Origin of the sequence: Micromonospora sp. NPDC005220 (genome assembly GCF_040607895.1) — a bacterium.
Taxonomy (GTDB): domain Bacteria; phylum Actinomycetota; class Actinomycetes; order Mycobacteriales; family Micromonosporaceae; genus Micromonospora.
Map to the genome: position 1 here is coordinate 68,375 of NZ_JBEXHP010000003.1, position 24,919 is coordinate 93,293.

The 24,919-nt window shown below is 70.7% G+C and carries 20 protein-coding genes and 1 pseudogene; 12 read left to right on the top strand and 9 right to left on the bottom strand.

The genetic code is table 11. From position 1 onward, the window contains the following. Window positions 1-227 precede the first annotated feature (227 nt). A complete protein-coding gene (locus ABZU52_RS02270; RefSeq protein WP_354969284.1) occupies window positions 228-1,391 on the top strand; it encodes an acyl-CoA dehydrogenase family protein in 1,164 nt (387 codons plus the stop codon). 233 nt (window positions 1,392-1,624) lie between these two features. On the opposite strand, the gene ABZU52_RS02275 is transcribed toward ABZU52_RS02270, so the two are convergent. From ABZU52_RS02275 to ABZU52_RS02285, 3 genes are all read right to left on the bottom strand, one after another. Then, the gene (locus ABZU52_RS02275; RefSeq protein ID WP_354969285.1) at window positions 1,625-3,337 is read right to left on the bottom strand and encodes an ATP-binding protein; all 1,713 of its coding nucleotides are present in this window, start codon (window positions 3,335-3,337) and stop codon (window positions 1,625-1,627) included. A gap of 515 nt (window positions 3,338-3,852) precedes the next feature. Continuing rightward, complete coding sequence (locus tag ABZU52_RS02280; protein ID WP_354969286.1) at window positions 3,853-4,899, bottom strand: helix-turn-helix domain-containing protein; 1,047 nt, start codon at window positions 4,897-4,899, stop codon at window positions 3,853-3,855. A 900-nt stretch (window positions 4,900-5,799) separates the two neighbouring features. Continuing rightward, the gene (locus ABZU52_RS02285) at window positions 5,800-6,087 is read right to left on the bottom strand and encodes a hypothetical protein (RefSeq protein ID WP_354969287.1); all 288 of its coding nucleotides are present in this window, start codon (window positions 6,085-6,087) and stop codon (window positions 5,800-5,802) included. Between the two features lie 20 nt (window positions 6,088-6,107). Between ABZU52_RS02285 and ABZU52_RS02290 the strand changes: the two genes are divergently transcribed. Further along, window positions 6,108-6,602 (top strand): hypothetical protein, encoded by a 495-nt coding sequence (locus ABZU52_RS02290; RefSeq protein WP_354969288.1) that lies wholly within the window; start codon window positions 6,108-6,110, stop codon window positions 6,600-6,602. A 211-nt stretch (window positions 6,603-6,813) separates the two neighbouring features. Here the strand turns inward: ABZU52_RS02290 and ABZU52_RS02295 are convergent. Beyond that, window positions 6,814-7,017 (bottom strand): annotated as a pseudogene (locus tag ABZU52_RS02295) (ABC transporter ATP-binding protein); the annotation flags it as partial. A gap of 303 nt (window positions 7,018-7,320) precedes the next feature. Between ABZU52_RS02295 and ABZU52_RS02300 the strand changes: the two are divergent. Further along, window positions 7,321-8,613, top strand: coding sequence for a multidrug effflux MFS transporter (locus ABZU52_RS02300; protein WP_354969289.1), 1,293 nt, complete (start codon window positions 7,321-7,323; stop codon window positions 8,611-8,613). 49 nt (window positions 8,614-8,662) lie between these two features. Here the strand turns inward: ABZU52_RS02300 and ABZU52_RS02305 are convergent, their stop codons facing one another. Next, a complete protein-coding gene (locus ABZU52_RS02305) occupies window positions 8,663-9,340 on the bottom strand; it encodes a hypothetical protein (protein WP_354969290.1) in 678 nt (225 codons plus the stop codon). Between the two features lie 23 nt (window positions 9,341-9,363). Between ABZU52_RS02305 and ABZU52_RS02310 the strand changes: the two genes are divergently transcribed. Together ABZU52_RS02310 and ABZU52_RS02315 are read left to right on the top strand one after the other, a co-directional pair. After that, window positions 9,364-9,882, top strand: coding sequence for a hotdog domain-containing protein (locus ABZU52_RS02310; protein WP_238657289.1), 519 nt, complete (start codon window positions 9,364-9,366; stop codon window positions 9,880-9,882). Between the two features lie 143 nt (window positions 9,883-10,025). Then, window positions 10,026-12,035, top strand: a complete 2,010-nt coding sequence (locus ABZU52_RS02315) for an acetoacetate--CoA ligase (protein ID WP_354969291.1) — start codon at window positions 10,026-10,028, stop codon at window positions 12,033-12,035. A gap of 381 nt (window positions 12,036-12,416) precedes the next feature. Here ABZU52_RS02315 and ABZU52_RS02320 read toward each other — a convergent pair whose 3' ends face one another. Continuing rightward, window positions 12,417-13,106, bottom strand: coding sequence for a TIGR03089 family protein (locus tag ABZU52_RS02320; protein WP_354969292.1), 690 nt, complete (start codon window positions 13,104-13,106; stop codon window positions 12,417-12,419). A 152-nt stretch (window positions 13,107-13,258) separates the two neighbouring features. Here ABZU52_RS02320 and ABZU52_RS02325 point away from each other — a divergent pair, with 152 nt between their 5' ends. Further along, window positions 13,259-14,404, top strand: a complete 1,146-nt coding sequence (locus ABZU52_RS02325; protein ID WP_354969293.1) for a glycosyltransferase family 1 protein — start codon at window positions 13,259-13,261, stop codon at window positions 14,402-14,404. 63 nt (window positions 14,405-14,467) lie between these two features. After that, window positions 14,468-15,559, top strand: coding sequence for a sugar phosphate nucleotidyltransferase (locus tag ABZU52_RS02330; RefSeq protein WP_354969294.1), 1,092 nt, complete (start codon window positions 14,468-14,470; stop codon window positions 15,557-15,559). Here the strand turns inward: ABZU52_RS02330 and ABZU52_RS02335 are convergent. Beyond that, window positions 15,528-16,145, bottom strand: coding sequence for an NUDIX domain-containing protein (locus tag ABZU52_RS02335; RefSeq protein WP_354969295.1), 618 nt, complete (start codon window positions 16,143-16,145; stop codon window positions 15,528-15,530). The genes ABZU52_RS02330 and ABZU52_RS02335 overlap by 32 nt on opposite strands. A 39-nt stretch (window positions 16,146-16,184) precedes the next feature. Between ABZU52_RS02335 and ABZU52_RS02340 the strand changes: the two genes are divergently transcribed. Both ABZU52_RS02340 and ABZU52_RS02345 read left to right on the top strand, forming a co-directional pair. Next, window positions 16,185-17,231 carry a hypothetical protein gene (locus ABZU52_RS02340; protein ID WP_354969296.1) on the top strand — a complete coding sequence of 349 codons (1,047 nt, stop codon included), beginning with the start codon at window positions 16,185-16,187 and terminating at the stop codon, window positions 17,229-17,231. A 282-nt stretch (window positions 17,232-17,513) separates the two neighbouring features. Then, on the top strand, window positions 17,514-18,512 hold the full coding sequence (locus tag ABZU52_RS02345) for a winged helix-turn-helix domain-containing protein (protein WP_354969297.1): 999 nt from the start codon (window positions 17,514-17,516) through the stop codon (window positions 18,510-18,512). Between the two features lie 70 nt (window positions 18,513-18,582). Here ABZU52_RS02345 and ABZU52_RS02350 read toward each other — a convergent pair whose 3' ends face one another. Next, window positions 18,583-19,668, bottom strand: a complete 1,086-nt coding sequence (locus ABZU52_RS02350) for a coenzyme F420-0:L-glutamate ligase (RefSeq protein ID WP_354969298.1) — start codon at window positions 19,666-19,668, stop codon at window positions 18,583-18,585. After that, entirely contained in the window at window positions 19,665-20,612 is a 948-nt protein-coding gene (cofD, locus tag ABZU52_RS02355; protein ID WP_354969299.1) for a 2-phospho-L-lactate transferase, read from the bottom strand. Before cofD ends, ABZU52_RS02350 begins: the two co-directional genes overlap by 4 nt. Before the next feature lie 98 nt (window positions 20,613-20,710). On the opposite strand from cofD, the gene ABZU52_RS02360 reads away from it, so the two are divergent. The 3 genes from ABZU52_RS02360 (at window position 20,711) to ABZU52_RS02370 (ending at window position 24,894) form a co-directional block, all read left to right on the top strand. After that, on the top strand, window positions 20,711-21,712 hold the full coding sequence (locus tag ABZU52_RS02360; RefSeq protein WP_354969300.1) for a hypothetical protein: 1,002 nt from the start codon (window positions 20,711-20,713) through the stop codon (window positions 21,710-21,712). Between the two features lie 196 nt (window positions 21,713-21,908). Next, window positions 21,909-24,452, top strand: a complete 2,544-nt coding sequence (locus ABZU52_RS02365; protein WP_354969301.1) for a bifunctional FO biosynthesis protein CofGH — start codon at window positions 21,909-21,911, stop codon at window positions 24,450-24,452. Window positions 24,453-24,615: 163 nt separating this feature from the next. Continuing rightward, on the top strand, window positions 24,616-24,894 hold the full coding sequence (locus ABZU52_RS02370; RefSeq protein WP_196921188.1) for a hypothetical protein: 279 nt from the start codon (window positions 24,616-24,618) through the stop codon (window positions 24,892-24,894). Window positions 24,895-24,919 lie beyond the last annotated feature (25 nt).

Genomic DNA, 24,919 nt, shown 5'->3' on the forward strand with positions numbered 1-24,919 from the left:
GCGTCGCGTCGTCGCGTCGCATTCTGCTGCGGCGCCTGGGCGGGGCACCGGAGGGTGGCTCACTGTCTCGTTCTCCATCATCGCCCAGCGCGTCGGGTGCACCATCTTGCCCATACCTACGCGCCGGTAACATCACCTGAACTGCAGTCGCTAGTCTTCAGTCTGCGCGGTCGGCGGTCAGGAGTCGCCACAGACTGCGCATGATAGTGGTGAAGGGGAGGGCCGAGATGGCCGCAGGGGAGTCGTTCGACGTCTACCGGTTGCCCGAGGAGCACCAGGCGATCCGGGAGGCGGTGCGTGAGGTCTGCGCCGCGAAGGTGGCTCCGCACGCCGCGGAGGCCGACGAGACCGGGGAGTTCCCCAAGGCGTCCTACGACGCGCTGCGGGCGGCCGACTTCCACGCCCCGCACATTCCCGAGGAGTACGGGGGTGCGGGCGCTGACGCGCTGGCCACCGCCATCGTGATCGAGGAGGTGGCCCGCGCCTGCGCGTCCTCGTCGCTGATCCCGGCGGTGAACAAACTCGGCACCATGCCGCTGTTGTTGTCCGGTTCCGCCGACCTCAAGAGCCGTTACCTGACGCCCGTCGCGGCCGGTGAGGCGATGTTCTCGTACTGCCTCTCCGAGCCGGAGGCGGGCAGCGACGCGGCGTCGATGACCACCAGGGCGGTTCGTGACGGGGATCACTGGGTGCTCAACGGTGTGAAGCGCTGGATCACGAACGCCGGCGTGTCCGAGTTCTACACCGTCTTCGCCGTGACCGATCCGTCCGCCCGGTCCCGGGGCATCTCGGCGTTCGTGGTCGAGAAGTCCGATGCCGGAGTGAGCTTCGGCGCGCCGGAGAAGAAGCTTGGCATCAAGGGCTCGCCCACCCGCGAGGTCTACCTCGACAACGTGCGGATCCCGGCCGACCGGATGATCGGCGCGGAGGGCACCGGCTTCGCGACCGCGATGAAGACCCTGGACCACACCCGGGTCACCATCGCCGCCCAGGCCGTCGGGATCGCGCAGGGCGCGCTCGACTACGCCAAGGGGTACGTGGCCGAGCGCCGGCAGTTCGGCAAGGCGGTCGCCGAGTTCCAGGGCATCCAGTTCATGCTCGCCGACATGGGCATGAAGCTGGAGGCGGCCCGGCAGCTCACGTACGCGGCTGCCGGCAAGTCGGAGCGCGGCGACGCGGATCTCACCTACTTCGGCGCGGCGGCGAAGTGCTTCGCCTCGGACGCCGCCATGGAGATCACCACCGACGCGGTGCAGCTGCTCGGTGGCTACGGCTACACCCGCGACTACCCGGTCGAGCGGATGATGCGGGACGCCAAGATCACCCAGATCTACGAGGGCACCAACCAGGTCCAGCGGATCGTCATGGCGCGGCAACTGCTGAAGGACTGAGAGGCTACGTTTGCGCAGGTCAAAGCGCTGACGTTGACGTGTCCCTATCCGGCGGAGTGGTTGGTGCGGCGCCGAGATGTCAGTAATCTACGGATGCGCTCCGGCGATGCCGGGGCCGGAGCGTTTCCGCAGGCAGAGACCTAGCGGCCCGCTCGCCGGTTGTCGTTCGACCGCACGACGGCCGAATGCATTCTGGGCAAATCCTGGGGTTGGGATCCCCTGTGGACATCCGCTCATTGATTGGGGAGGGATCCGGCCCATCGGTATCGTCGTTTGGGGCTTCGTGCTGCTCCGACGGCGATGACGGTGTCAGCCTCGACCAGCGCGCGTAGGTGGTTGAGGACGGCGGTGCGTGACAGTCCGGTGAGTTCGACGAGCTCTCCTGCTGTCGCTTCTCCCTGGCTCCTGAGCGCCTCGCTGACGTCAGGCAGGAGGTTGGTGAAGAGATCCGGCTCCTTTGCCCGACCGGCTGCTGTGGGATCGAGTACGTACTGTGCGTAGCGCCGTCCGCCCTCCTTTACGGCCAGTCCTTGGTCAACGAGATCCCTCAGGACCTGACCGGCAGCGATGCGGTCAACGCCCCATTGCCGCAGCATCTCGTTCGTGAGGTAGTTCTCGCGCAGCATCGCGAGGGCGATCTCATGCGCGGGTGTGGGCAAGTGTGCGTGCAGCCCGGCGATCCAGCGGCGAACTTCGGGATTGAGGAGTTCGGAGCGGGCCATGGTGACCACGAAGCTGGAGATGGAACTCCTAAAGTTCGGCCGTGGCAGGCCCCGGCGTCGCGCTACAGCGAGCATCGCGGGGATGCCTGAAGACCGGTTTTCGGCGACGAGTTCGTTCGACGACGGGAGGTAGGTGTCTGCGAGGAGGCTCGCCAAGACGGCATTGCGCGACGACGAGATGCCTTCCTCGCCGAGTTCGTCGACGACGACGCCCCCGTAGAGGCCACCTGGACTGCGGACGACAAGGCGGTCGGGGAACAGCTCAACCTGCACCTGGGTGCCTCTCGTCACGGGGCTGTAGTCGCGGTGCAGCAGGGCGTTGACGACCGCCTCGCGGACGGCTTCGAGCGGGTACTCGACCTCATCCATGCGTCCACCGTGATCGCTGATGACTGCGCGGACTGCGAGGCTGCGGCGGAGTACCGAAAGGGTGGTCTCGACCATTTCAGGGATGGAGCCCCGGACTGTCTGGTTGTCGAGGAACCTTACGCCGGAGGCCGGATCCGGGCCATGCACGACCACCGAGACCATCAGCTGAGGGAAGTGCTGTTGCGGAAATTGCCCGTAGGCCAGGAGCCCGGCGAGCGTCAACGACGATTCGGTTGCGGGCCCCGCCGTTATGCCGAGCCGGTAGAGGACGGTGGAATCGTCGGAGTGCGCGAGCTTCGGGTATCCGGTCCGCATCCTCCGCAGCGTGCGGCGCACGGCCTCGTCGTCCAGGTCGTCCGCAGAGGTCCCGTCAACGGGTTCGCGGTCGTACATCGGTTGAGTTCGGGCGGCCGTGACCATCGCGATCTCTGCCTGGGTCATGTGACGGTCGCCGTCGCCCCCGCGTAGATATGAGCCCCCGGAGATGCCTTGCACGGTGACGTAGACCGGACGCTGGTCCGCCGGGGCGGGCGGCACCTCCGCGACCACCAATCGGTGCCCGTCGACCTCGACGATCTCGGTGCTGATGCGCAGTGGGGGTGTGATGTCGTCTCGTGACATCTGCACCAGAGCGTTCCGGAGTCCGGCGGGATCGGTCAGCTCGACGAGGGTGAACCCACTCTGCTCGTCGACGCCGAGCAGGATCGTCCCGCCTTCGGTGTTCGCGAAGGCGGAGAGCGTCTCGCGAACGGACTTCGGCAGCCCTTTGGCGGCCCGCTTCGCTTCGACACCCGAAGGCTCACCGCCTATCCGACGCAGAGTAGCGAGCATCTCGATAATGTCGTCAGCAATCACAGCAGCTATGACATCACCGAACTTCGCACTTAGCAAGCGGTGCGTGAAGTAGGTGTTAAGCTTGGCAAGGCTCAGGCCAGGGTCACGGAGTGATCGACGCCTGACTCCAGGTCCCCGGGGTTCGGGTATGGCCAGATTGCTGTGAGGTCGTCGAGTCGCGTGCATGCTCCCGGGCGGCCCGGTGCGGGTGCGTTGGATCAGCGCAACGCACGCCAAGACCCTACCGCCGTCAAGCTTCCGGCCGACGCCTCGGCCTCCTCAAGTAGCGGCATGACTATCGCCCGCGCCCGCGAGCTGGTCAGCGCCCTTGTCGAGGGCCGCCACGTCGCCGCTTCCCGCCGACACACACCTGAACACCGGTGCCGATGATCTTCGATCCTCGACTGCCAGCTACGCCACTTCACGGCCAGGTTTTTTGCCTAAATGCACCCGAGGGTCTGCCGCCACCACCGCACGCTCAGAGGATTCTCTTCGCGTGCGGCGATGGCGCAGCAGACTCCGGTTTTCAATCTCGGTCAGAGCTTCACTGAGTCGCCGCCACGCAGCATGACCAACGCAAGGTCAACAATCTCAATCACGGAGGCCTCCGAAGATTTCGTCAGATCACAGATTTCTGAGACTGAGAGCTTGTCATGAAAGTGGAGATAGATAATCTCGCGCCAGTCGTCGGGCATCTCCCGCAATCGCCTCAAATACTGGCTATCGCCAGCAGATTCAGGTGAGGAGTCGATGTCAATAGCGTGCTGGAAGAAGAAGTCGAGATGGTCGACGCTTACGGTAGAATTGGCAAGCCTCGCGCGCCGGACCTCGCTGACTAGTCGGCAATGAATGTCTAGATAACGGGCAATCTCGCGCTCAGTGGGGAGCCTTCCGAGTTGATCAGACAGACTTTCTTCCGCCTCCCGAACGGATGGACCGTAATCGTGCAGGATGGTTTCGGTTCCGCTCACAAGGTTCCCTCGTACGAGATCGATGAGCAGCCCTGCGATACGGCTTTTGAGATAGGAGATAAAGAGTCCCCGTGCCGGATCTTGGTGTCGGATCGCCAGAACGATGCCCTCTCCCCACACCTCCTCTGCACAGTCAGGGCGGTTCAGTCTCCATGCTGCGCTTGCGGCGATCCGCTTTGCCAATGGGGCGAGTTCATGGGCCAGTTCGTTCTCGAGTCGGAGGCGTCGTGGATCCGCTACTGGATGTAGTCGGATCTTTTCCAGAACGCGCTGAATCTTGAGATCCTCTGCCGTGGGCCGGAGAACAGGGAAAACGGCAATTATGTCATCGATGGTGACGGTAGCGGTCAAAAAGTGCCGCGCCAGCCGAAGAAGGTAGCTCCGGTCCGGAATAATCCCGTGTTCAACGTCGTACACCATCTGGACAGACACACCAAGCTTCGCCGCCAACTGGTCCCGCGTGCGCCGAGCCGCCACTCGCACTGCAGCGAGATAGGTGGAGACGGGTAGGCGGCGATACTTGGATGGTCCGGCGATCCCGCATTTGCCCAGTCGAAGCAGTGGAGCGATCTGCTTGAACTCGGGGTCGGCGAGCGGGACTTTGTCGATCAAGTCTAGCAAGGCAAGAACGTCAACGAAGGTACCCGTCGTCCGACCTGATAGTCGCGGATTGTGCTTGGCCCATATCCGGTCAAGCGGGCGATATCGGCGAGAGACATGTCTAGCTCTTTGCCGGCCCACCCGATGTAATTTTTTGCCGCGGCGCGACGGGACCTGCGGCTTTTGCCCTCGGAGTCGGGCATCACGTCTGTCAACACGGTGGGGAACCGTAGAAGATTCTGCCCGTTTATCGACGGACCGCCTGTCCGTCCGGCGCTCATTCCAAGCAAGTATCTGATGCTCCTGTCGGACACCGTGCTCACGGCCGTTGTCGCTCCAGGCGTTCGTATGGTGGCGGTCGCGGCGCGAGGAAAGCGTGGGCGGGCTTGGAAGCTGACCTAGCAGTTTCAGAGTTCCGGCTGTGGGTTGGTGCAAACTGATGTCGACGAAGGCGGCATCGTCATCAGTGCCGACACAGCATGCGGACGGCTCACATCGCGATCGTTCGGCTGCCTCCCGCCACGCCGCTGCTGGTCCTTGATGACGTCTACCTCGCTCACCGGCTGTTTGTGACGCTGCGTAACGATCATCGTTTCTGGATGAGGAGCGGCCCCGTCACAGACTCGATCTGGTGCGAGACAGATATTGCATGCTGCTGGTCGAGGTGCTGACTGGAGGTGACTCACGGTGAGGCGATTTCCTGCATTCTGGTGCTGGCAAGCTCTGGGAAAATCCTGGGGGAAGCGTTAGACGGACGGGTTTTCGCAGCTCAGGGGTCATGCCGCCGTTGTTCACTCAGATCTACGAGGGCACCAACCAGGTCCAGCGGATCGTCATGGCGCGGCAACTGCTGGCCGGCGTCGTCTAGGGCCGGTGCCGGTGCTCCGGGATCCCGGAGCACCGGAGCGTCCGTCACCGGTCGGGGGCCGTCTCGCTCACCGGCCGCACGGGGCAACCCCGCAGGGCGTACGCGAGCAGACCGGTCACCGCCAGGATGGCGGTGCACGCGGTGACGGCGGTGGTCCCGGCCGGTTGGATCAACCAGCCGGCGACCTGCATCCTCAGATCCTGGCTGGGCCCCATCATCGGCAGCACCGCGATGAGGGTCCAGGTCAGCGGGGCGATCCAGGCCAGGGCGGCGCCCAGCACCGTGGCGCCGAGCGCGGTGAGCCCGAGCAGCCCCGCGGTGTTGCGCAGCATGAGGGCGCACGGCGAACACGATGGCGCGGCGGCGGACCGCGCCGAGCAGCAGCAGGCCGGTCACGGCGAGGGACACCAGCCACAGCGCCTGGAGCAGGCTGACCCGCGTCGCGATCGTCTGGAAGTCGTCCAAGCTGGTGATCACCGGCACGAGCAGCACCGCCGCCGGTTCCGGGCGGAACTGCGTGAGATCCGTGCTCGCGGGGCGCGACACGGCCAACTCCGGCACCAACCCCACCAGGACGAACCCGACCACGGCGAGAACCGGCGCGGTGATCACCCGGGGCACGGCCCGGGCGGCGGCCATGCCCAGCCAACCCGCCGGAACGCCGACCGCGAAGACGACGATCGTCGCGGTCGGGAAATATCCCGACGTCGGCACCACCCATGCGGCCGCGATCACAAAGACCAGGATGTACGCGGTCACCGCAGTGACCGCGAGAGCGCTGGCGGTCGGGACGACACGCTGCCACCGCGGCCGGACGGTGCTCGCGAACAACTCGTTGACCCGGTGACGCGCGTCGCGCCGGCCCATCCACGCCCCGCCGGCCAGCGCGAGTGGCAGCAGCACCATCAGCATCGACCGGGCGAGCACCGCCAGCTGCATCCACCGCCCCGCGAAGAACTCGGTGGACGGCAGCAGCAACGCCGCGCCGGTCACCAGCAACAACAGGCCGATGCCCAGCGCCGCCGAGCGGCGCAGCTCGATGCGGAGAATGCGTCCCGTCATGCCGACACCCGCCCACGGTAGGCGCGCAACAACGACGAGTAGCCGCGTTCGGTGGCGCTGTCGTCGGCGTCGTCGGCGCCGCCCTGCTCGGCCAGCTCTCCCGTGCTGCCCTGCTACACCAACCGACCCTCGCTGACCAGCACAACGTCGCTGCAGGCCACCGCGACGTCCTCGACCAAGTGGGTGGAGACCAGTACACAGACGACGCGTAACCCAGCCCCGATTCTGATCTGGTTGTGACCCCTGTCACAAGGGGCGCGGTCGGGTGCGGCGGGGTGACTCCCCACACACCGGGAACGTCACCCGCCGCCGACGTGTTGCCGACCGACAGAATCACCCTTGGATCATTCCCCGACCCGGCCGGCCCGCCACGACCCCTGCCTCGTCACGTCCACGCCGCCCACCGCCGAGCACCGCACACCGTGCCGCCGCCTGCGCGCGGTCCCGGTGACGCCCCGCGCCGCCGCTCGTGACGACGCATCAGCTTCCGCAGAGAGATCGAGATGATGAAGCAGTTGGTGGAGAAGACCGGACGCGATTCCACCGTCGCGCGAGAAATGCTGCCCGGTGACGCGATGACCAACCGTCAGCGGGCGCAGATCGTCCTCGTGCTGGGCGCCCTGATCGCGATCGGGCCGTTGACCATCGACATGTACCTGCCCGCGCTACCCGCCATCACGGCGGGCCTGGAGACCACCGAGACCGCGGTGCAGTTGACGCTGACCGGCACGCTTGTCGGTCTCGCGTTGGGTCAGTTGCTGATCGGGCCGCTCTCCGACGTGGTCGGGCGGCGGGTGCCGCTGCTGGCCGGGCTGGCTGCGCACATCGTCGCATCCGTGCTGTGCGTCTTCGCGCCCAACATCGAGGTGCTCGGCGGGCTGCGGGTACTCCAGGGGCTCGGCGTCGCCGCCGCCACAGTGGTCGCCACGGCAGTGGTCCGCGACCTGTTCAGCGGGGCCTCCTTCGCCCGGATCTTCTCCCGGCTGATGCTCGTCATGGGCCTGGCGCCCATCCTCGCGCCGACCCTGGGCAGTGGCCTGCTGAGCTGGACCGACTGGCGGGGTGTCTTCGCGGCGTTGGCGGTGCTGGGCGCGCTGCTGATCGTCGTGGCCGCGTTCCGGCTCCCGGAGACCCTTCCGGTGGCGCGTCGGCGGCACGGCGGGGTGAGCGCCACCCTGCGCGACTACCGGGGGTTGCTCAACGACCGGGCGTTCGTCGGCCTGGTGCTGGTCGCCGGGCTGGCCATGGCGGCCCTGTTCGCGTACGTCTCGGGCTCGTCGTTCGTGCTTCAGCAGGAGTACGGCCTCGACGAGCAGCAGTTCGGCATCGCCTTCGGGGCCGGCGCGGTGGGCCTGATCGGGGCCACCCAGTTCAACGTGCGGCTGCTGCGCCGCTACACCCCGCAGCAGATCCTGGTCAGTGCCCTGATCGCCGGAACGGCGGCCGGCCTGCTGCTGGTCATTTTCGCGGCGACCGGCTTCGGTGGCCTGGGCACCCTGCTCGCGTCACTGTGGCTGGTCCTGGCCGCCGCCGGCCTCGCCCTGCCGAACGCGCCGGCACTGGCCATGAGCCGGCACAGCGAGGCCGCTGGCACCGCCGCGGCGCTGCTCGGCGCGGTGCAGTTCGGTATCGGCGCGTTGTCGGCGCCACTGGCCGGGCTGTTCGGCACCGGGAGCGTACCGATGGCGATCGTCATCGCGGGCGGCATGGCCGCCGCGCTGATCGTCATGCTCCTCGTCGTGCCGCGTGCCAGCCTCGGCGCGGTCGACCCGGACCTGGCGGTCGCGCTGCACTAGCCCGGAAGGGACGAAAGGGGCGGGCCGGTTCACCGGCCCGCCCCGACGATCAGCGGATCTCGGTGGTGGTTTCGTCCTCGGGGCGCGGTTGACCGCGCGGTGGGGCGGACCAGGGTGATTCGCCACCCACCCGGCGGGGCAGCGGTTCGGTAGGTGTCGAGTCGGCCGGGTAACCCAGAGTGAGCGGCGCGGTGTCCCGCTCGGCGGGCGCGGGGGCCGGCCAGTCGGTCAACGTGAAGTCGTCGTCGCGGGGGCCTCCGTCCGACGCGGGGGCGGGTGCCGGGGCCCGATCGGTCGTCGGGCTCGGCCACTGCCGCCAACGCTGCTGGCTGAAGGTCGCCATCAGCAGCAGCAGGCCGATCAGGAAGAGCGTGCCGTTCTCCACGGGCAGTCGCAGCGGCAACGGATCGCCGAACACCTTCCACTCGTGCGGGATCGCGTCCCGCACCGAGAAGGGCGCCACGAACATCCCGATGTACGGGGTGACCAGCAGCGCTCCGGCCACCAACGGGCCCAGCGGTGAGAAGCGCAGCGTGCCGAGCAGGCCCAGCAGGACACCGCCGACTCCGAGGTACACGGCCGGCTCGATCAGGTTGGCGGTGTTGAACGTGCCGATCTCCACCCAGCGGTCGACCGTCCGGCTCGACCCGTCCTGCCCCAGTGTGACCAGCACCCAGGTGATGGGCGCCACCACCAGTCCGGCGAGGAAGCTCCAGAGATGTCGCATCCGCGCACCGTACCGTTTTCGCCATGACTGAGCACCTCTCCGCCGCTCCGATCGGCAAGCCGACGTCGTACTCGCGCGTCACTCTCAGCAAGATCATGACCGCGGTGGACGTCAACCTCTACGGCACCGTGCACGGCGGGGTTCTGATGAAGTTCGTCGACGACGTGGCCGGCGCCGCCGCCGCCCGACACAGCGGCGGCACCGCGGTGACCGCGGCGATCGACGAGATCGTCTTCTCCGAGGCGGTCCGGGTCGGCGACCTCGTGCACGCGCACGCCCAGGTGAACTGGACCGGCCAGACCTCGATGGAGGTGGGCGTGCGGGTGGTCGCCGAACGGTGGGACTCGGCCGAGGACGCGCCGGTCCGGGTGGCCACCGCGTACCTGGTGTTCGTCGGCGTGGACGTCGGCGGGGCACCGCGGGCGGTTCGCCCGGTGCTGCCGGAGACGGCGGAGGACGAGCGCCGGTACAAGGAGGCGGAGATCCGCCGTGCGCACCGCCTCGCCCGCCGCCGCGCCATCCAGGCGCACCGCGCCGGCTGACCCACATGAGGTGGCGGGTTGGAGTGTGGGACGGGCACGCGTCGGTGGGGCTACCCGGTGCGCAGAATGGCGCTTCGAGGTAGGGCAAGATGGCGTCACGGCCCAGTCACAGCGTCGTGTCGGGCCAGGGGGAGGGTGGAACAGTGGGTGACATGCTGTGGGCGCCGCCGGCGGACGTACGTGAGCGGTCCCGAATCGGCGCCTACCTGCGCTGGCTGCGGGAGCACCGTGGGCTGGACTTCGCCGACTACGACGCGCTGTGGCGCTGGTCCACCACCGACCTGGACGGGTTCTGGCGCTCGATCTGGGATCACTTCGAGGTGATCGCGCACACCCCGCCGACCGCCACCCTGGCCGAGCGGGGGATGCCCGGCGCGCGTTGGTTCCCCGACGCCACGCTCAACTACGCGGAGAACGTGCTGCGGATGCCGGGGCGGGCCGACGACGACCCGGTGGTGATCTCCCACGGGCAGACCCGAGCGCCGGTCACGCTGACCGCCGGGGAACTGCGCGAGCAGATCCGCCGGGTGTCGTCCGGGCTGCGTCGGCTCGGCGTCACCGCCGGTGACCGGGTGGCGGCGTACGCCCCGAACATCGCTGAGACGTACGTCCTGCTGCTGGCCACCGCCAGCCTGGGCGCCATCTTCTCGTCCTGCGCCCCCGAGTTCGGCACCCGGAGTGTGACCGACCGCTGGCAGCAGATCGAACCGACCGTGCTGGTCGCCGTGGACGGCTACCGGTACGGCGACAAGCCGGTGGACCGGCGGGCCGAGGTGGCGGCGATCCGGGCCGCCCTGCCGTCGCTGCGCCACACGGTCAGCATCGGCTACCTCGACCCGACGGGCCCCGCGCCCGAGGGCGCGCTGGGCTGGGCCGAGCTGGCCGCGCCCACCGACGAGCCGTTGACGTACACCCCGGTGCCGTTCGACCACCCGCTCTACGTGCTGTATTCGTCGGGCACCACCGGGCTGCCGAAGCCGATCGTGCACGGCCACGGCGGCATCCTGCTGGAGCACCTGAAGATGCTCGCCCTGCACCACGACCTGGGCCCGGCCGACCGGTTCTTCTGGTTCACCACCACAGGCTGGATGATGTGGAACTTCCTGGTCTCCGGCCCCGCGGTGGGGGCGGCCATCGTGCTGTTCGACGGCAACCCGGGGGTCCGGGCGGAGCCCGGCCGGCCGGCTGAGCCCGACCTCGGCGCGCTGTGGCGGCTGGCGGCGGAGACCGGCACCACGTACTTCGGCACCTCCGCGCCGTACCTGCTGGCCTGCCGCAAGTCCGGGTTGGTCCCCCGCGACGTCGCCGACCTGTCGGCGCTGCGCGGCGTGGGTTCCACCGGTGCGCCGCTGCCCGCCGAGGGTTTCCGCTGGGTGTACGAGACCGTGGGCGACCACCTCCAGCTCCAGTCGCTCTCCGGTGGCACCGACGTGTGCACGGGTTTCGTCGGCGGAGTGCCGCTGCTGCCGGTGTACGCCGGTGAGATCGCCTGCCGGGCGTTGGGCGCGAAGGTGGAGGCCCGCTCCGCCGACGGCACGCCGGTCATCGGCGAGCTGGGCGAGCTGGTGATCACCGAGCCGATGCCGAGCATGCCGGTGGGCTTCTGGAACGACCCGGACGGCACCCGCTACGCCGAGGCGTACTTCGACGTCTACCCGGGCGTCTGGCGGCACGGCGACTGGATCACCATCAATGAGCGGGGTGGCTGCGTGATCACCGGCCGCTCCGACGCCACCCTCAACCGCGGCGGGGTGCGGCTCGGCACCGCCGAGTTCTACTCGGTGGTCGAAGGGCTCGACGAGGTGCTCGACTCGGTCGTCGTCCATCTGGAGGACGACGAGGGCGGCGCCGGTGAGCTGCTGCTCTTCGTGGTGCTGGCCGAGGGCCTGGAGTTGGACGACCCGATGCGCACGAAGATCTGCCGCGAACTGCGGACGGCGCTCTCACCCCGGCACGTGCCCGACGAGATCCATCAGGTGCGCTCGGTGCCCCGTACCCTCTCGGCGAAGAAGCTGGAGGTGCCGGTCAAGAAGATCCTCACCGGCACTCCGGTCGACCAGGCCGCGGCGAAGGGCGCGCTGGCCAACCCGGAGTCTCTGACAGCGTTCGCCGCCCTGGCCCAACGCCGCCCTCCGCACCGGACGCCCGCCTGAGACCTTCCGGCCAGGGCTGGCTGGTTCGCGCCCCTCAAGGCGACCGGACCCGCCTCAGCGTGATCGCCCCTTTGCTCTGCTGCCTCCGATGCGCCACCCGGCGCCCACACCCGGCGCCCACACCCGGCGCCCACACCCGGCGCCCACACCCGGCGCCCACACCCGGGGCCTGCACCCGGCGCCTGCACCCGGGGCCTGCACCCGGCGCCTGCACCCGGGGCCCTGCACCCGGCGCCCTGCACCCGGCGCCCTGCACCCGGGCCCCCGCCCCGGTGCATCGAGGGCAGCAGAGCAAAGGGGGCGGCACTCACTCATCCACCGGCATGCCTCCCCACCCGCGGGCCCGACCACGTCGGGCGCCCGCGGGGCGCGGCGACCGGGCTACCCGAGGGAGTGCGTGATTTTTTCTGCGGTCAGCCGGGAGGACAGGCGGGCCGGGTCCTGGTTGGCGCAGAGGACCACGGTGGCGGCGCGGGTCAGCGGCGCCAGCAGCCAGTCGACCGGGTCGGGGTACCGATTGGCGTCCACGAGGACCCGCGCGCCGGGCTCGAAGCCCAACTCGGTGGCGCGAGCCTCGGCGCGGCCCAGCAGGTTCGCGTCGGTGGGACCCGGGCCGGCCTGCGGCGTGAAGTGGTCACCGTGTCCGCGTACCTCGACCACGTAGTCGGCGAACCCGGGCGGCACCTGCCGCAGCGGGGCGGCGAGCGGGGCCAGCCCGAGGGCGTACCGCTCGTCGGCGGACCAGGACTGCGCCTCGTCGAAATGGTCGGCCGCGGCGAAGAGCACTCCCACGTCGCCCGGCGTGTCGATCACGCTCAGCTTGGCCGACCAGCAGCCCAGCAGCACCGCCGCGGTCTGCCAGTGCGGCGGCAGCAGCACTCCGGCCGGGGTGCCAGGGGCGAGGCCGACCTCGTCGACGAGGAGGTTGGCGGTCTTCGCCACCCAGTTCGCCACTGTGGCGCCGGAGAGTTCGGTGCGGTCGCCGGTGGCGTCGTCGTACCAGGTGAGCAGCGGTCGGGTCGGGTCGGTCGCGATCGCGTCGGCGAACACCCGGGCAATGTTGTCGGCCATCGGCGCGAACGATACGCCCCTGCGGGCCGTACTCGATGACGATGACAAGTCGGCGTACCGTCGGGTCGCAGTCAGCGTGGGCCCCACGCCCCGGCGTAGGCTTGACCCCCGGAGTGTTGTTCCCCACAGACCGCCATACAAGGAGTCGCCCCGTGACCGCCGGTCGCCCGCCCCGCGTGCTCATCGACGCCACGAGTGTCCCCGCCGACCGTGGTGGTGTCGGTCGATACGTCGACGGTCTGCTCGGTGCCCTCGGCAAGGTGTGCGGGTCGGGGGTGGAGCTGGCGGTGGTCAGTCTCCGCACCGATCTGGAGCGTTACACCCGCATGCTGCCTGGCGCGGAGATCATCCCGGCCCCGGCCGCCGTGGCGCACCGCCCGGCCCGGCTCGCCTGGGAGCAGACCGGCCTGCCGCTGCTCGCTCAGCAGGTGGGCGCAGAGGTGCTGCACTCGCCCTTCTACACCTGCCCGCTGCGGGCCGGGTGTCCGGTCACGGTCACCGTGCACGACGCGACTTTCTTCACCGAGCCGGAGCATTACGACAAGTCGCGCCGCACGTTCTTCCGCAGCGCCATCAAGACCTCGCTGCGCCGCGCCGACCGGGTGATCGTGCCCAGCAAGGCCACCCGGGACGAGCTGATCCGGCTGCTCGACGCCGACCCGACCCGGATCGACGTGGCCTACCACGGCGTCGACCAGGCTGCCTTCCACGCTCCCACCGAGGAGGAGAAGGCCCGCGTACGCGCCCGTCTGGGGCTGGGCAACAGCAGCTACATCGCCTTCCTCGGCGCCAAGGAGCCACGGAAGAACGTGCCGAACCTGATCCGTGGATGGGCGCGGGCGGTGGCTGACCGGGTCGACCCGCCGGCCCTGGTGATCGCCGGTGGGCAGGGGCACGACGACGACATCGACCGGGCGGTAGCCGAGGTTCCGTCGCACCTGCGTCTGCTGCGCCCCGGCTACCTGCGCTACGGCGACCTGCCGGGCTTCCTCGGTGGCGCCCTGGTCGCCGCGTACCCGTCCTACGGCGAGGGGTTCGGGCTGCCGATCCTGGAGGCGATGGCGTGCGCCGCCCCGGTGCTGACCACGCCCCGGCTCTCGCTGCCCGAGGTGGGCGGCGACGCCGTCGCGTACACCTCGGAGGACCCGGAGCAGATCGGCGCGGACCTGGCCGCCCTGCTCGACGACGAGCAGCGGCGGTTGTCGCTGGCGAAGGCGGGGTTCGACCGGGCCAAGGAGTTCACCTGGGAGTCCAGCGCCGAGGTGCACATCGCCGCGTGGAGTCGCGCCCGTTCCTGATCCTCCGCGCCGCTGCTGGTGACCCGTGCCACTTCGGGCAGGTTTGTCGGGCATGATGTGCGGATGCTTTATGCGGTCATTCCGGCAGGTGGCAGCGGCACGAGGTTGTGGCCGTTGTCCCGCGCTGGCCATCCCAAGTTCCTCCACCCGCTGACCGGCACCAGCGCCTCGCTGCTGCAGGCGACCGTGGAACGGCTCGCGCCGTTGACCACACCGGATCGGACCCTTGTGGTCACCGGTGCCGCGCACGTGACGGCGGTGGCACGGCAGTTGACCGTGCTGCCGGAGGAGAACATCCTGGTCGAGCCCTCACCCCGGGATTCCTGCGCGGCGATCGCGTTGGCAGCCGCGGTGATCGCGACGCGCGACCCCGACGCGGTGATGGGCAGCTTCGCGGCCGACCACCTGATCCGCGACCCGGACAGCTGGGTCTGCACCGTCCAGGAGGCGGTCCGCGGGGCCGAGCAGGGCATGCTGATGACCGTCGGGATCACCCCGACCCGGGCGGAGACCGGCTACGGCTACCTGGAGACCGGCGATCCGACCGAGGGTGTGCCGTGGCGGCCGGTGGCCGAGTTCAAGGAGAAGCCGGCCGCCGAGGTCGCCGAGGCGTACGTCCGTTCGGGCCGGCACCTGTGGAACGCGAGCATGTTCGTGTGGCGGGTGGACGTCTTCCTCGCCGAGCTGGCCCGCCAGCAGCCGGCGCTGCACGCCGGAGTCGCCGCGATCGCCGCCGCCTGGGGCACCCCCGAGCAGGACGACGTCCTCGGCGCGATCTGGCCGACCCTGCCGAAGATCTCGGTGGACTACGCGGTGATGGAGGGCGCGGCCACGGCGGGTCGGGTCGCGACGGTGCCGGGCGACTTCGGCTGGAACGACGTCGGCGATTTCCACACCCTGGGCGACGTGCTGCCGGCCGACGACGCCGGCAACGTGGTGCTCGGCACGGAGGCCAAGCCGGGGGTGCTGCTGCGGGACAGCGCGAACCTCGTGGTCGTGCCGCAGTCGGGTCGGTTGGTGGCCGTCCTCGGTCTGCGTGACCTGATCGTGGTGGACACCCCGGACGCGGTGCTGGTCTGCCCGCGCGACCGGGCGCAGGACGTCAAGGCCCTGGTCGACGAGCTCAAGGAGCGAGGCGAAGAGGGCTACGTCTGAGGGCGGCGAGGGCCGGTGCGACCAGTTGCACGGTCCCGCCGGCCAGCGGCTCGGGCAGCTGGTCCGGCGGGAACCAGCCCAGCGCCTCGGCCTCGTCACTGACCTGCTCCACCGCCGAGGGTGGGGCGAGCACGGCGAACCGGACGTCGTGGTGCGCCGAGCCGCCCTGACACTGCACCTGGTGCACGTCCACGTCGATCGGCACCGGGTCGATGCGCAGGCCGGCGATCCCGGACTCCTCGGTGGCCTCGCGGAGCGCGGCGCCGACCAGGGTCTGGTCGGTCGGCTCGCAGTGCCCGCCGAGCTGCACCCACCGCCCCATCTTGCCGTGCAGGCAGAGCAGCACCCGGGAGCCGGTGGCGTCCAGCACCAACACGCTTGCGGTGACGTGCCCTGGGCGGTGCTGCCGGCTCATCGCGACCGGGCCGGCGGCGAGCAGGGCGAGGGTCCGGTCCCGCGCGTCGGCGGCACCCGGGCTGGTGGGCTGCCAGCCCTCCAGCAACGCGGTGGCGTCGGCGTGCAGCGCCGCGAACGTCTCAGGGTCGGTCGTCGGGGCGGTCGGGCCGGTGATCACGGTGTCGGGCACCCCGCCACTGTACGAGCGTGTGCTCCGTACGCTGGCTCGGTGACCCTGCGACTCCTCGAATTCGTGGTGGCCGGTAACGAGGCCAGCGATCTGTTGCCGGTGCGGTCGGCGGCGCTGCTGCGCGCGTACGGTGCCCGGCGGGGCTTCTGGACGGTGCTGGACGAGGGGCCGGTGGAGCGCTGCCTCGCGCTGCTGCTGGAGCAGGAGGACGGCGAGTGGACGGCCCGGCACGTGCGAGCGGATGCCGGTGTGCAGAACGGGCGGACCGAGGATGGTGAGGCACTCGCCCACCACGACGGCTGGGTGTACGTCTTCGGCTCCCACTTCGGCTCGAAGGCTGGCCCGCTGCGACCTCGGCGCGCCTTCGTGGCCCGGTTCCGCGAGGACGACGCGGCGGCCGGGCCGGTGTCGGTGCACGTGGTGCGCAACTCGTTCCGACTGCACCGGGCGGTGAACGATGCTCTCGCCGCGTCGCCGCTGACCCTCCTGCCGCCGGGGGAGCGGGTGCGGGAACGGTTCATCGTGGAGACGCTGGCACGGGGGACCGTCCGGGAGAAGAGCTGGGTGAGCCGGTTGGCACCGGACGACCTGCCGTTGAACGTGGAGGCCGCCGCCTTCACTCCGGACGGTACGGTGCTGCTCGGGCTGCGTTTCCCGGTCACCGACGCCGGTGAGCCGATCCTGGTCGAGGTGGCCGGCGTGCCGGGCATGTTCACGGCCGAGCCGGCGTGGCCGCGGGCGTTGGGCGCGTACGTGTTGACCGGGGTCACCCCGCCGGGGCAGCTGACCGGCTTCCGCGCGATGACCCCGACGGTTGATGGCGGGTACGCGGCCGTTATCGGCTCGATCGACGCGCTGGGCAAGGGGTCGGTCCTGCTCGACGACCACCCGGGTGGGGGCGAGGTCACCTCCCGGCACGTCCGCTTCCGGCTTCCCGGTGGCGAGGCGGGCGACCAGCGCCGGCTCGTTGGGGAGGAGGTTGCGGACCTGGCGCCGTTTCACCACGTCGAAGGGCTGGCCGAGGCGGACGGGCGACCGTTCTACGTCACGGACGAGGACCATCGGGTCGCGCTCTGGGTTGGCTGAGCCGGCCCCGGGGGCGGATGACCGGACGGCACCTCTGCGGAGCAAGGGCCGCAGACCCTCGTGGTGCCGTCCGATCACCGGGGCCTCCCCGGTCCCGGTGCCCCCCCCGGCAGCACGGGCGTCCAGGACGCGCGGCACCGTGTTCGGGCATGGGAAGCATGCCGAACCGGCCCCGGAGGCGTCGAGGTTTTTCAGTCCAGGCTTAAAGATGGAGATTACTGCCGGCCGGGTAGAGTCGAACGGTCACTCGGCATCCCCCTGCCGGCGACACGGGAGCGCTCCATGCTGAAGATCTACTTTTCTGGCGAGGACATCCTCCGGACCCGGGTTGCGCCGGCGCCGGACCCGGTCTGGGAGCTGGTCCTCAGCCTGCACGTGCTGCGCGGCCGCACCCGCGACCCGTTGACCGCCAACTGGCGGCGCAGCGTGGCCCGGGATCTGCGCCAGGACGCCTCTTCCGAGCAGCTCCGTCTGCTCTTCGCGTTGAACCCGCCACGCGGCTACTTCCCCGACTTCCTCACCCCGTACGCCAGCGTCGAGGGCTTCGAGGCCGGGCTGGACGCGCTCCGCCGGACGCCCGTCGAGTTGCTGCACCGTGACCTGAGCGTGCTGGCGGCCGAGAAGCCGCTGCCCGCCTCGGCAGCCGCGCTGGCCCGGGGCGAGGTGTCGGCGCTGCACCACCTGGCCGACTCGATGGAGCAGTACCGGTCGTTGGCGATCAGCCCGTACTGGAGTCGGATCCAGGCCGCGGTGGCGGCGGACCGCGCGCGGCGGGCGCGGGCGCTGCTCGACGGCGGTGTCGAGGGCCTGCTCACCAGCCTCCGGCCGGCGATGCGCTGGGAGAGCGGGGTGCTGGAGGTCCGCAGCTACCCGCACAGCCGGGAGCTGCACCTGGACGGCCGCGGGTTGCTGCTGGTGCCGTCGTTCTTCTGCGCGGCCACCCCGGTCGCACTGCTCGACCCGGCGCTGCCACCGGTGCTGGTCTACCCGGTGGACCGGCTGGGCGCGTTGGTGGCACCCGACGCCAGCGGCGGGTCCGCGTCCAGTGCCGCCCGCGAATCGCTCGCCGCGCTGCTGGGCCGCACCAGGGCGGCGGTGTTGCAGGCCAGCGACGAGGGCTGCACCACCGGCGAGGTCGCCCGCCAGCTCAACATCTCCGCGGCGGCGGCGAGCCAGCACGCCACCGTGCTGCGCAACGCTGGCCTGCTGGTCAGCAACCGCGAACGCAACAGCGTGCTGCACACGCTGACCCCGCTGGGCCGGGCCATGCTTGACGCGTGACCCGGCCGTCTCGCGCCGGCTGAGCGTGACCCCGGCCGTCTCGGACAGAGCGGGGGCGGCGCTGGCTGGTTTACAAGGCGAGCGCGGCGCTCGCCGGGCTGCCGGGCGGTGGCGGCAACAGCGTCGAACCGACACCCTCGGCGGCCAGGGCGGCGCGCAACCGGTGCAGGTCGGCGCCGAAGCGGACCAGGCCCATCGGCTCGACGGGCGTCGGGGCTGAGCCGAGCAGCAGGGCAGCGCCCTCCGGCCACCCGGGCATCTCGGCGACCAGGCCGGCGCGTACCTCGGCCTCGTCGACCATGGTGAAGACCGTGCCGGGGGCGACCACCTCGGCGACCGCGTCGATCGCCCGTCGCACCGCGGCCAGGTCGGCCGGTGTCGGGCCGGGACCGTCGGCCAGGGTGGCGGCGTCGACCAGCCCGGCGGCGCGGGCCTCGGCGGTACCGAGCGAGAACAGGTCCTGGGTCGCGTCGCGGACCAACGCCCGCGCGCCGCCAGCGTCGTCGCCGTTGGTGGCGGGCAGGTAGCCCCGCACCACCGCGACCGGGACCTGATCGCACTTGCCCTTGATCAGCTCACCGGCACCCGCCAACTCGTCCACCACGGCCATCTGGGTCAACTGCAACTCGTTGCCGTACGGGTCGATTTCGCCCCGGTGGTCGCGGATGGCCGGCATCCCGGCCACGCCGAGCGCCACGTCGGTGAGCCCGTTGCGCCACGGCCGGCCCATCGTGTCACTGATGATCACGGCCAGGTCCAGGTCGTAACGCTCCCGCAGCGCGTCCCGCAGAGCCCGCGCCGAGGCGTCCGGGTCGACCGGTAGCAGCACCAGTTGGGTCTTGTCCACGTTCGACGCGTCGATCCCCGCCGAGGCCATCACGAAGCCGTGATGGGTCTGCACGATCCGGGTCGCCCCCCGGCTGGCGACCACCCGGGCGGTCTCACCGGCCAGGACCTCGTCCCGGGCGGCCAGCCGTTCCGGACCGTCCGCCGGCACGTCGACCAGTCGCCCCTCCGCCTTGGACACGATCTTGCTGGTCACCACCAGCACGTCGCCGTTGCGCAGCCACGGCGCGGCGGTCGCGATCACCGCAGCCAGGTCGTCGCCCTCGGTCACGTGGCCGATGCCGAGCACCGGCAGAATTTCCAGCCTCACGTCAACTCCACCGCGGCGCGGACCATGGCCGCCGTCGCCGCCTCGTCGGTCATCCGCAGCGGCACCGCGCGGACCGTCACCTCGGGCACCAGCGTGCCCGCGTCCTCCTCGGCCACCAGCCAACCGTCCAGCAGGCCACCGATCGCCCGGCCACCGTAGAGCCGACCCACCCCCGCCGCGCTGCACTCCACACCGAGCACCGCCAGACACCGGTCGGCCATCCCGCGGACCGGCGCGCCACCGATGATCGGAGAAACACCCACCACCGGCGCCGGGCCGTCCACCACCGCCTCCCGCAGCCCCGGTACGGCCAGCACCGGCGCGACGCTCACCACCGGGTTGCTGGGCGCGATCAACACCAGGTCGGCCGACGCGATCGCGTCCAGCACCCCCGGTGCCGGCTGCGCCGTCTCCGCGCCGACGAACACGAAACGGTGAGTGGGGATGTCAGCCCGGTACCGCACCCACCACTCCTGGAAGTGGATCGCCCGCTGGCCCTGGTCGTCCTCCACCACGGCATGGGTCTCCAGCCGGTCGTCCGTCGCCGGCAACAGGCGTACGCCCGGCTCCCAGCGGCTGGCCAACGCCTCGGTGACCGCGCTCAACGGGTAACCGCCGTTGAGCATGGTGCTGCGGACCAGGTGGGTGGCGATGTCCTTGTCGCCGAGGCCGAACCAGGTCGGCTGTGCCCCGTACGCGGCCAGCTCCTGCTTGACCGTCCAGCTCTCGCCGACCCGACCCCAGCCCCGCTCCGGGTCGGCGCCCCCGCCGAGCGTGTACATGACGCTGTCCAGGTCGGGGCAGATCTTCAACCCGTGTAACCACAGGTCGTCGCCGACGTTTACCACGGCGGTCACCTCCGCGCCGACGTCGCGGGCGTACGCCCGGACCCCGAGCAGGAACCGGGCGCCGCCGATGCCGCCGGCCAGAACCACGATGCGCATGTCGACCATCCTCGCGCACGTGACGCCTCCGATCCGTCGGTGGCCCGAGAGACTAGGCTCACTCGCGCCCTGTCCGTTCCTGCCCTGAGGGGGAGCTCGTGACCAGCCCCGCCGAGCCGACGTCCGCTGACGCGGCGCAGGCCCGCCAGCTGACCAAGCCACTACGGGAGCTCGCCGCGCTCGCACTGCTTGGTGCCAACGCCGTGTTCCTCTTCGTGGGCCTGCTCCGGCTCATCGCACCGAACGACGACAGCTCCTTCACCGACCGCGCGGGCAGTGCGTTCGACGCGTTCATCGGGGTGGAGGCGGTGGGCCTCCCACTGCTGGCGGTGCTGCTGGCCACGCACATCTCGCCGGTGCTGGCGAAGGCGAAGCTGATCACGCAGGCAGCTCTCATCGAGTACGCGGTCAGCGCCCTGTTCGGCACGCTGACCATGCTGATCTGGACGGTGGGCCGGCTGGCCGAGGCCGAGGTGCTCGATGCGCTGCTCGGTGTGCTGACCCGGTTCGCCTGGATGGTGATCTTCGCGATCGCCGCCTGGGTGGTCTACACCATCTGGCGCGCCCACTACTACGTGCCGCGACCCAAGCCCCAGCCGGGCGTCTACGGCCAGCCGCATCCGGGCCAGCCGCATCCTGGTTGGCCGCAGCAGCAGGGTGGTTGGCCGGCGCAGCCCGGTGGTCAGCCGCAGGGCGGATGGCCCGCCGCCGGCCAGCCGGGCGGGTACCCGCCGGCGCAGTACCCGGGCCAGTTCGGTCAGCAGTCCCCGCCGTTCCAGGCGCCGCAGTCGCCACCGCCGCACCCGCAGTCCGCGCCGCCGTTCCAGGCTGCCCCGCAGTCCGCGCCGCCGTTCCCGCAGTCCGCACCGCCGGCCAACCCCGCGCCGCCGTCTCCTGCCGCGCCGCCGTTCGGGCAGCCGCCGTCGGCTGATCCGACGCAGGCCATCCCGCGTCAGCCCGCCGACTCGGCCACCGCCGACAAGACGCAGGCCATCGCGCATCCCGCCGATCCGACGCAGGCGATCAGCCGCCCCACCGACTCGGACGACGACCGCACCCAGCACATCAAGCCCAACGACCACCCCGACCAACCCCGCTGAGTCGGCCTTCCGGGTGACTCCATGATCAGGTGATGAGAAGTAGGTGTCAGGACCGCCACTGACCTACTTCTCATCACCTGATCACCGCGCCGGCCGATCGCCGACGTGCTGGCGCAGTGCCGAGCCAGATGGGCCCTTTCTCACGGTGCGGGCCGGGCCTGGCCGGGTGGCGTAGCACTGCGCATAGGGTGAGTGGATGGTTGATCGCACCCAGTCAGTTCCGAGCGACGCGAGTGTGCGGCGGGCCCTGGGCCGGGCCGCGAACGGGCGGGCGCTGGATGTCGACGAGGCGACCGCGCTGCTGTCCGCTCGTGGCGACGCGCTCGACGAGCTGCTCCGGCTGGCCGGGGGGATCCGCGACGCCGGGCTGCGGGACGCTGGGCGACCCGGTGTGGTCACGTACTCCAAGAAGGTCTTCATCCCGCTGACCCGACTCTGCCGGGACCGCTGCCACTACTGCACCTTCGCCACCGTGCCGCACCGGCTGCCGGCGCCGTTCCTGGACCGCGACGAGGTCCTCGCGATCGCCCGGGCCGGCGCCGCCCAGGGTTGCAAGGAGGCGCTGTTCACCCTGGGTGACCGGCCGGAGGAGCGCTGGCCGGCGGCCCGGACCTGGTTGGACGAACGCGGTTACGACTCGACCCTGGACTACCTGCGGGCCTGCGCGGTGGCGGTGCTGGAGGAGACCGGCCTGCTGCCGCACCTCAACCCGGGGGTGCTGTCCTGGTCGGAGCTGCAACGGCTCAAGCCGGTCGCGCCGAGCATGGGCATGATGCTGGAGACCACCGCGACCCGGCTCTGGTCCGAGCCGGGTGGCCCGCACTTCGGCTCACCGGACAAGGAGCCGGCGGTCCGGTTGCGGGTGCTTGAGGACGCGGGCCGGGTCGGGGTGCCGTTCACCACCGGCATCCTGATCGGCATCGGGGAGACTCCGGCGGAGCGGGTGGACGCGCTCTTCGCGATTCGCCGCGCGCACCGGGAGTACGGCCACCTCCAGGAGGTGATCGTGCAGAACTTCCGCGCCAAGCCGGACACGGCGATGCGCGGCATGCCCGACGCGGAGCTGCACGACCTGGCCGCCACGGTGGCGGTGGCCCGGCTGCTGCTCGGCCCGAAGGCCCGGATCCAGGCCCCGCCGAACCTCATCGCCGGCGAGTACAACCTGCTGCTGCGTGCCGGCATCGACGACTGGGGCGGCGTCTCGCCGCTCACCCCGGACCACGTGAACCCGGAGCGCCCGTGGCCGCAGATCGAGGAGCTGGCCCGGCACACCGAACTGGCCGGGTTCACGCTGCGGGAGCGGTTGACGATCTACCCGGAGTACGTGCGGGCGGGCGACCCGTGGCTCGACCCGCGGCTGCTGCCGCACGTCGGCGCGTTGGCCGACCCGGCGACGGGCATGGCGGTCGAGTCGGCGATGCCGCAGGGACGACCGTGGCAGGAGCCGGAGGAGGTGTTCGGCGGGCGGGTCGACCTGCATGCCACCATCGACACCACAGGTCGCACCGACGACCGGCGCGGTGACTTCGACAGCGTCTACGGCGACTGGTCCGAGGTGGCCGGCAAGGTCACCCCGGAGGCGGCCGCGCGCCGAGCGGGCGTACCCCAGGCGTCGGCCGGCGGTGGCGCGGACCGTGACCTGGCGGCCGGGCTGCGGTTGGCCGCCGACGACCCGGCGGCGCTGCTCGACCCCCGGCACGCCGACGCCGCCCTGGCGTTGTTCGGCGCGGACGGGCCGGCGCTCGACGAGTTGTGCCGCCTCGCCGACGACGTGCGCCGCGCGGCGGTCGGCGACGACGTCACCTACGTGGTCAACCGCAACATCAACTTCAGCAACGTCTGCTACGTGGGCTGCCGCTTCTGTGCCTTCGCGCAGCGTGAGCGGGACGCCGACGCGTACCGGCTCTCCGTCGAGCAGGTCGCCGACCGGGCCGAGCAGGCGTGGGCGGTCGGTGCCAGCGAGGTGTGTCTCCAGGGCGGCATCGACCCGAAGATGCCGGTCACCGGGTACGCCGACATCGTGCGCGCCATCAAGGCCCGGGTGCCCGAGATGCACGTGCACGCGTTCTCGCCCATGGAGATCGTCACCGCCGCCGCGAAGGCCGGCGTGCCGGTCCGTGAGTGGCTGCTCCAGCTGCGCGAGGCCGGGCTGGACACCATTCCCGGCACTGCCGCCGAGATCCTCGACGACGACGTGCGCTGGGTGCTGACCAAGGGCAAACTGCCGGCCGCCGCCTGGGTCGAGGTGGTCAGCACCGCACACGAGCTGGGCATCCGGTCCAGCTCCACAATGATGTACGGCCACGTCGACCATCCCGGGCAGTGGCTGGCGCACTTCCGGGTGCTGGCCGGGGTGCAGGACCGCACCGGCGGGTTCACCGAGTTCGTGGCGCTGCCGTTCGTGCACACCAACGCCCCGATCTATCTGGCGGGTATCGCCCGACCGGGGCCGACCTGGCGGGAGAACCGGGTGGTGCACGCCATGTCCCGGCTGCTGCTGCACGGCCGGATCGACAACATCCAGTGCTCCTGGGTGAAGCTGGGTGACGAGGGCACTGTCGCGATGCTCCAGGGCGGCTGCAACGACCTCGGCGGCACCCTGATGGAGGAGACCATCTCCCGGATGGCCGGCTCCGACAACGGGTCGGCGCGTACCGAGGAGCAGTTGCGGGCCATCGCGAAGGCCGCCGGTCGTCCGGCGCGCAAGCGGTCGACTGCGTACGGTCACGCCCGGCCCTGACGTCGAACCTTTCCCCGCCGCCGGCCGTATCACGCGATGCCGGTGGCGGTCGCGGCGAGGACCGCCGCCGGTGTCCCCCTCAGGGGCCCGGCGGCGTCGCGAGACGGCACCGGACCCGTCCGTCTCCGCGGGCGCGTTCGCGCCACCGCCGGAAAGGTTGCCCATGACCAGTGATCAGCGGAAGCGGCAGTGGCCGCGACTGACCCGCCGGCAGACGTTGACCGCCGCGGCCAGCGCCACCCTCGGCGCCGCCGCGCTCACCGTGCCCGGCCTGTCGGCTGCCCAGAACGCCCCCGGCGCGGCCGGACGAGCCGACGAACCGATCGTCGTGCACCTGCGTGACGCCGACTCCGGAACGATGGACGTCTTCGTCGGTGAGACGCGGATCGAGGTACGCGACCGTGGCCTGGCGGACCGGCTGCGCCGCGCCGCCCGGCGCTGACCCCGACACTCCGTCCCGTCGTCCT

Coding starts and splice junctions, on each gene's coding strand:
- ABZU52_RS02270 (WP_354969284.1), top strand. CDS start 228: ATGGCCGCAGGGGAGTCGTTCGACGTCTACCGGTTGCCCGAGGAGCAC.
- ABZU52_RS02285 (WP_354969287.1), bottom strand. CDS start 6,087: ATGCTGCGCAACACCGCGGGGCTGCTCGGGCTCACCGCGCTCGGCGCC.
- ABZU52_RS02290 (WP_354969288.1), top strand. CDS start 6,108: ATGGCGCGGCGGCGGACCGCGCCGAGCAGCAGCAGGCCGGTCACGGCG.
- ABZU52_RS02300 (WP_354969289.1), top strand. CDS start 7,321: ATGATGAAGCAGTTGGTGGAGAAGACCGGACGCGATTCCACCGTCGCG.
- ABZU52_RS02305 (WP_354969290.1), bottom strand. CDS start 9,340: ATGCGACATCTCTGGAGCTTCCTCGCCGGACTGGTGGTGGCGCCCATC.
- ABZU52_RS02310 (WP_238657289.1), top strand. CDS start 9,364: ATGACTGAGCACCTCTCCGCCGCTCCGATCGGCAAGCCGACGTCGTAC.
- ABZU52_RS02320 (WP_354969292.1), bottom strand. CDS start 13,106: ATGGCCGACAACATTGCCCGGGTGTTCGCCGACGCGATCGCGACCGAC.
- ABZU52_RS02330 (WP_354969294.1), top strand. CDS start 14,468: ATGCTTTATGCGGTCATTCCGGCAGGTGGCAGCGGCACGAGGTTGTGG.
- ABZU52_RS02345 (WP_354969297.1), top strand. CDS start 17,514: ATGCTGAAGATCTACTTTTCTGGCGAGGACATCCTCCGGACCCGGGTT.
- cofD (WP_354969299.1), bottom strand. CDS start 20,612: ATGCGCATCGTGGTTCTGGCCGGCGGCATCGGCGGCGCCCGGTTCCTG.
- ABZU52_RS02365 (WP_354969301.1), top strand. CDS start 21,909: ATGGTTGATCGCACCCAGTCAGTTCCGAGCGACGCGAGTGTGCGGCGG.
- ABZU52_RS02370 (WP_196921188.1), top strand. CDS start 24,616: ATGACCAGTGATCAGCGGAAGCGGCAGTGGCCGCGACTGACCCGCCGG.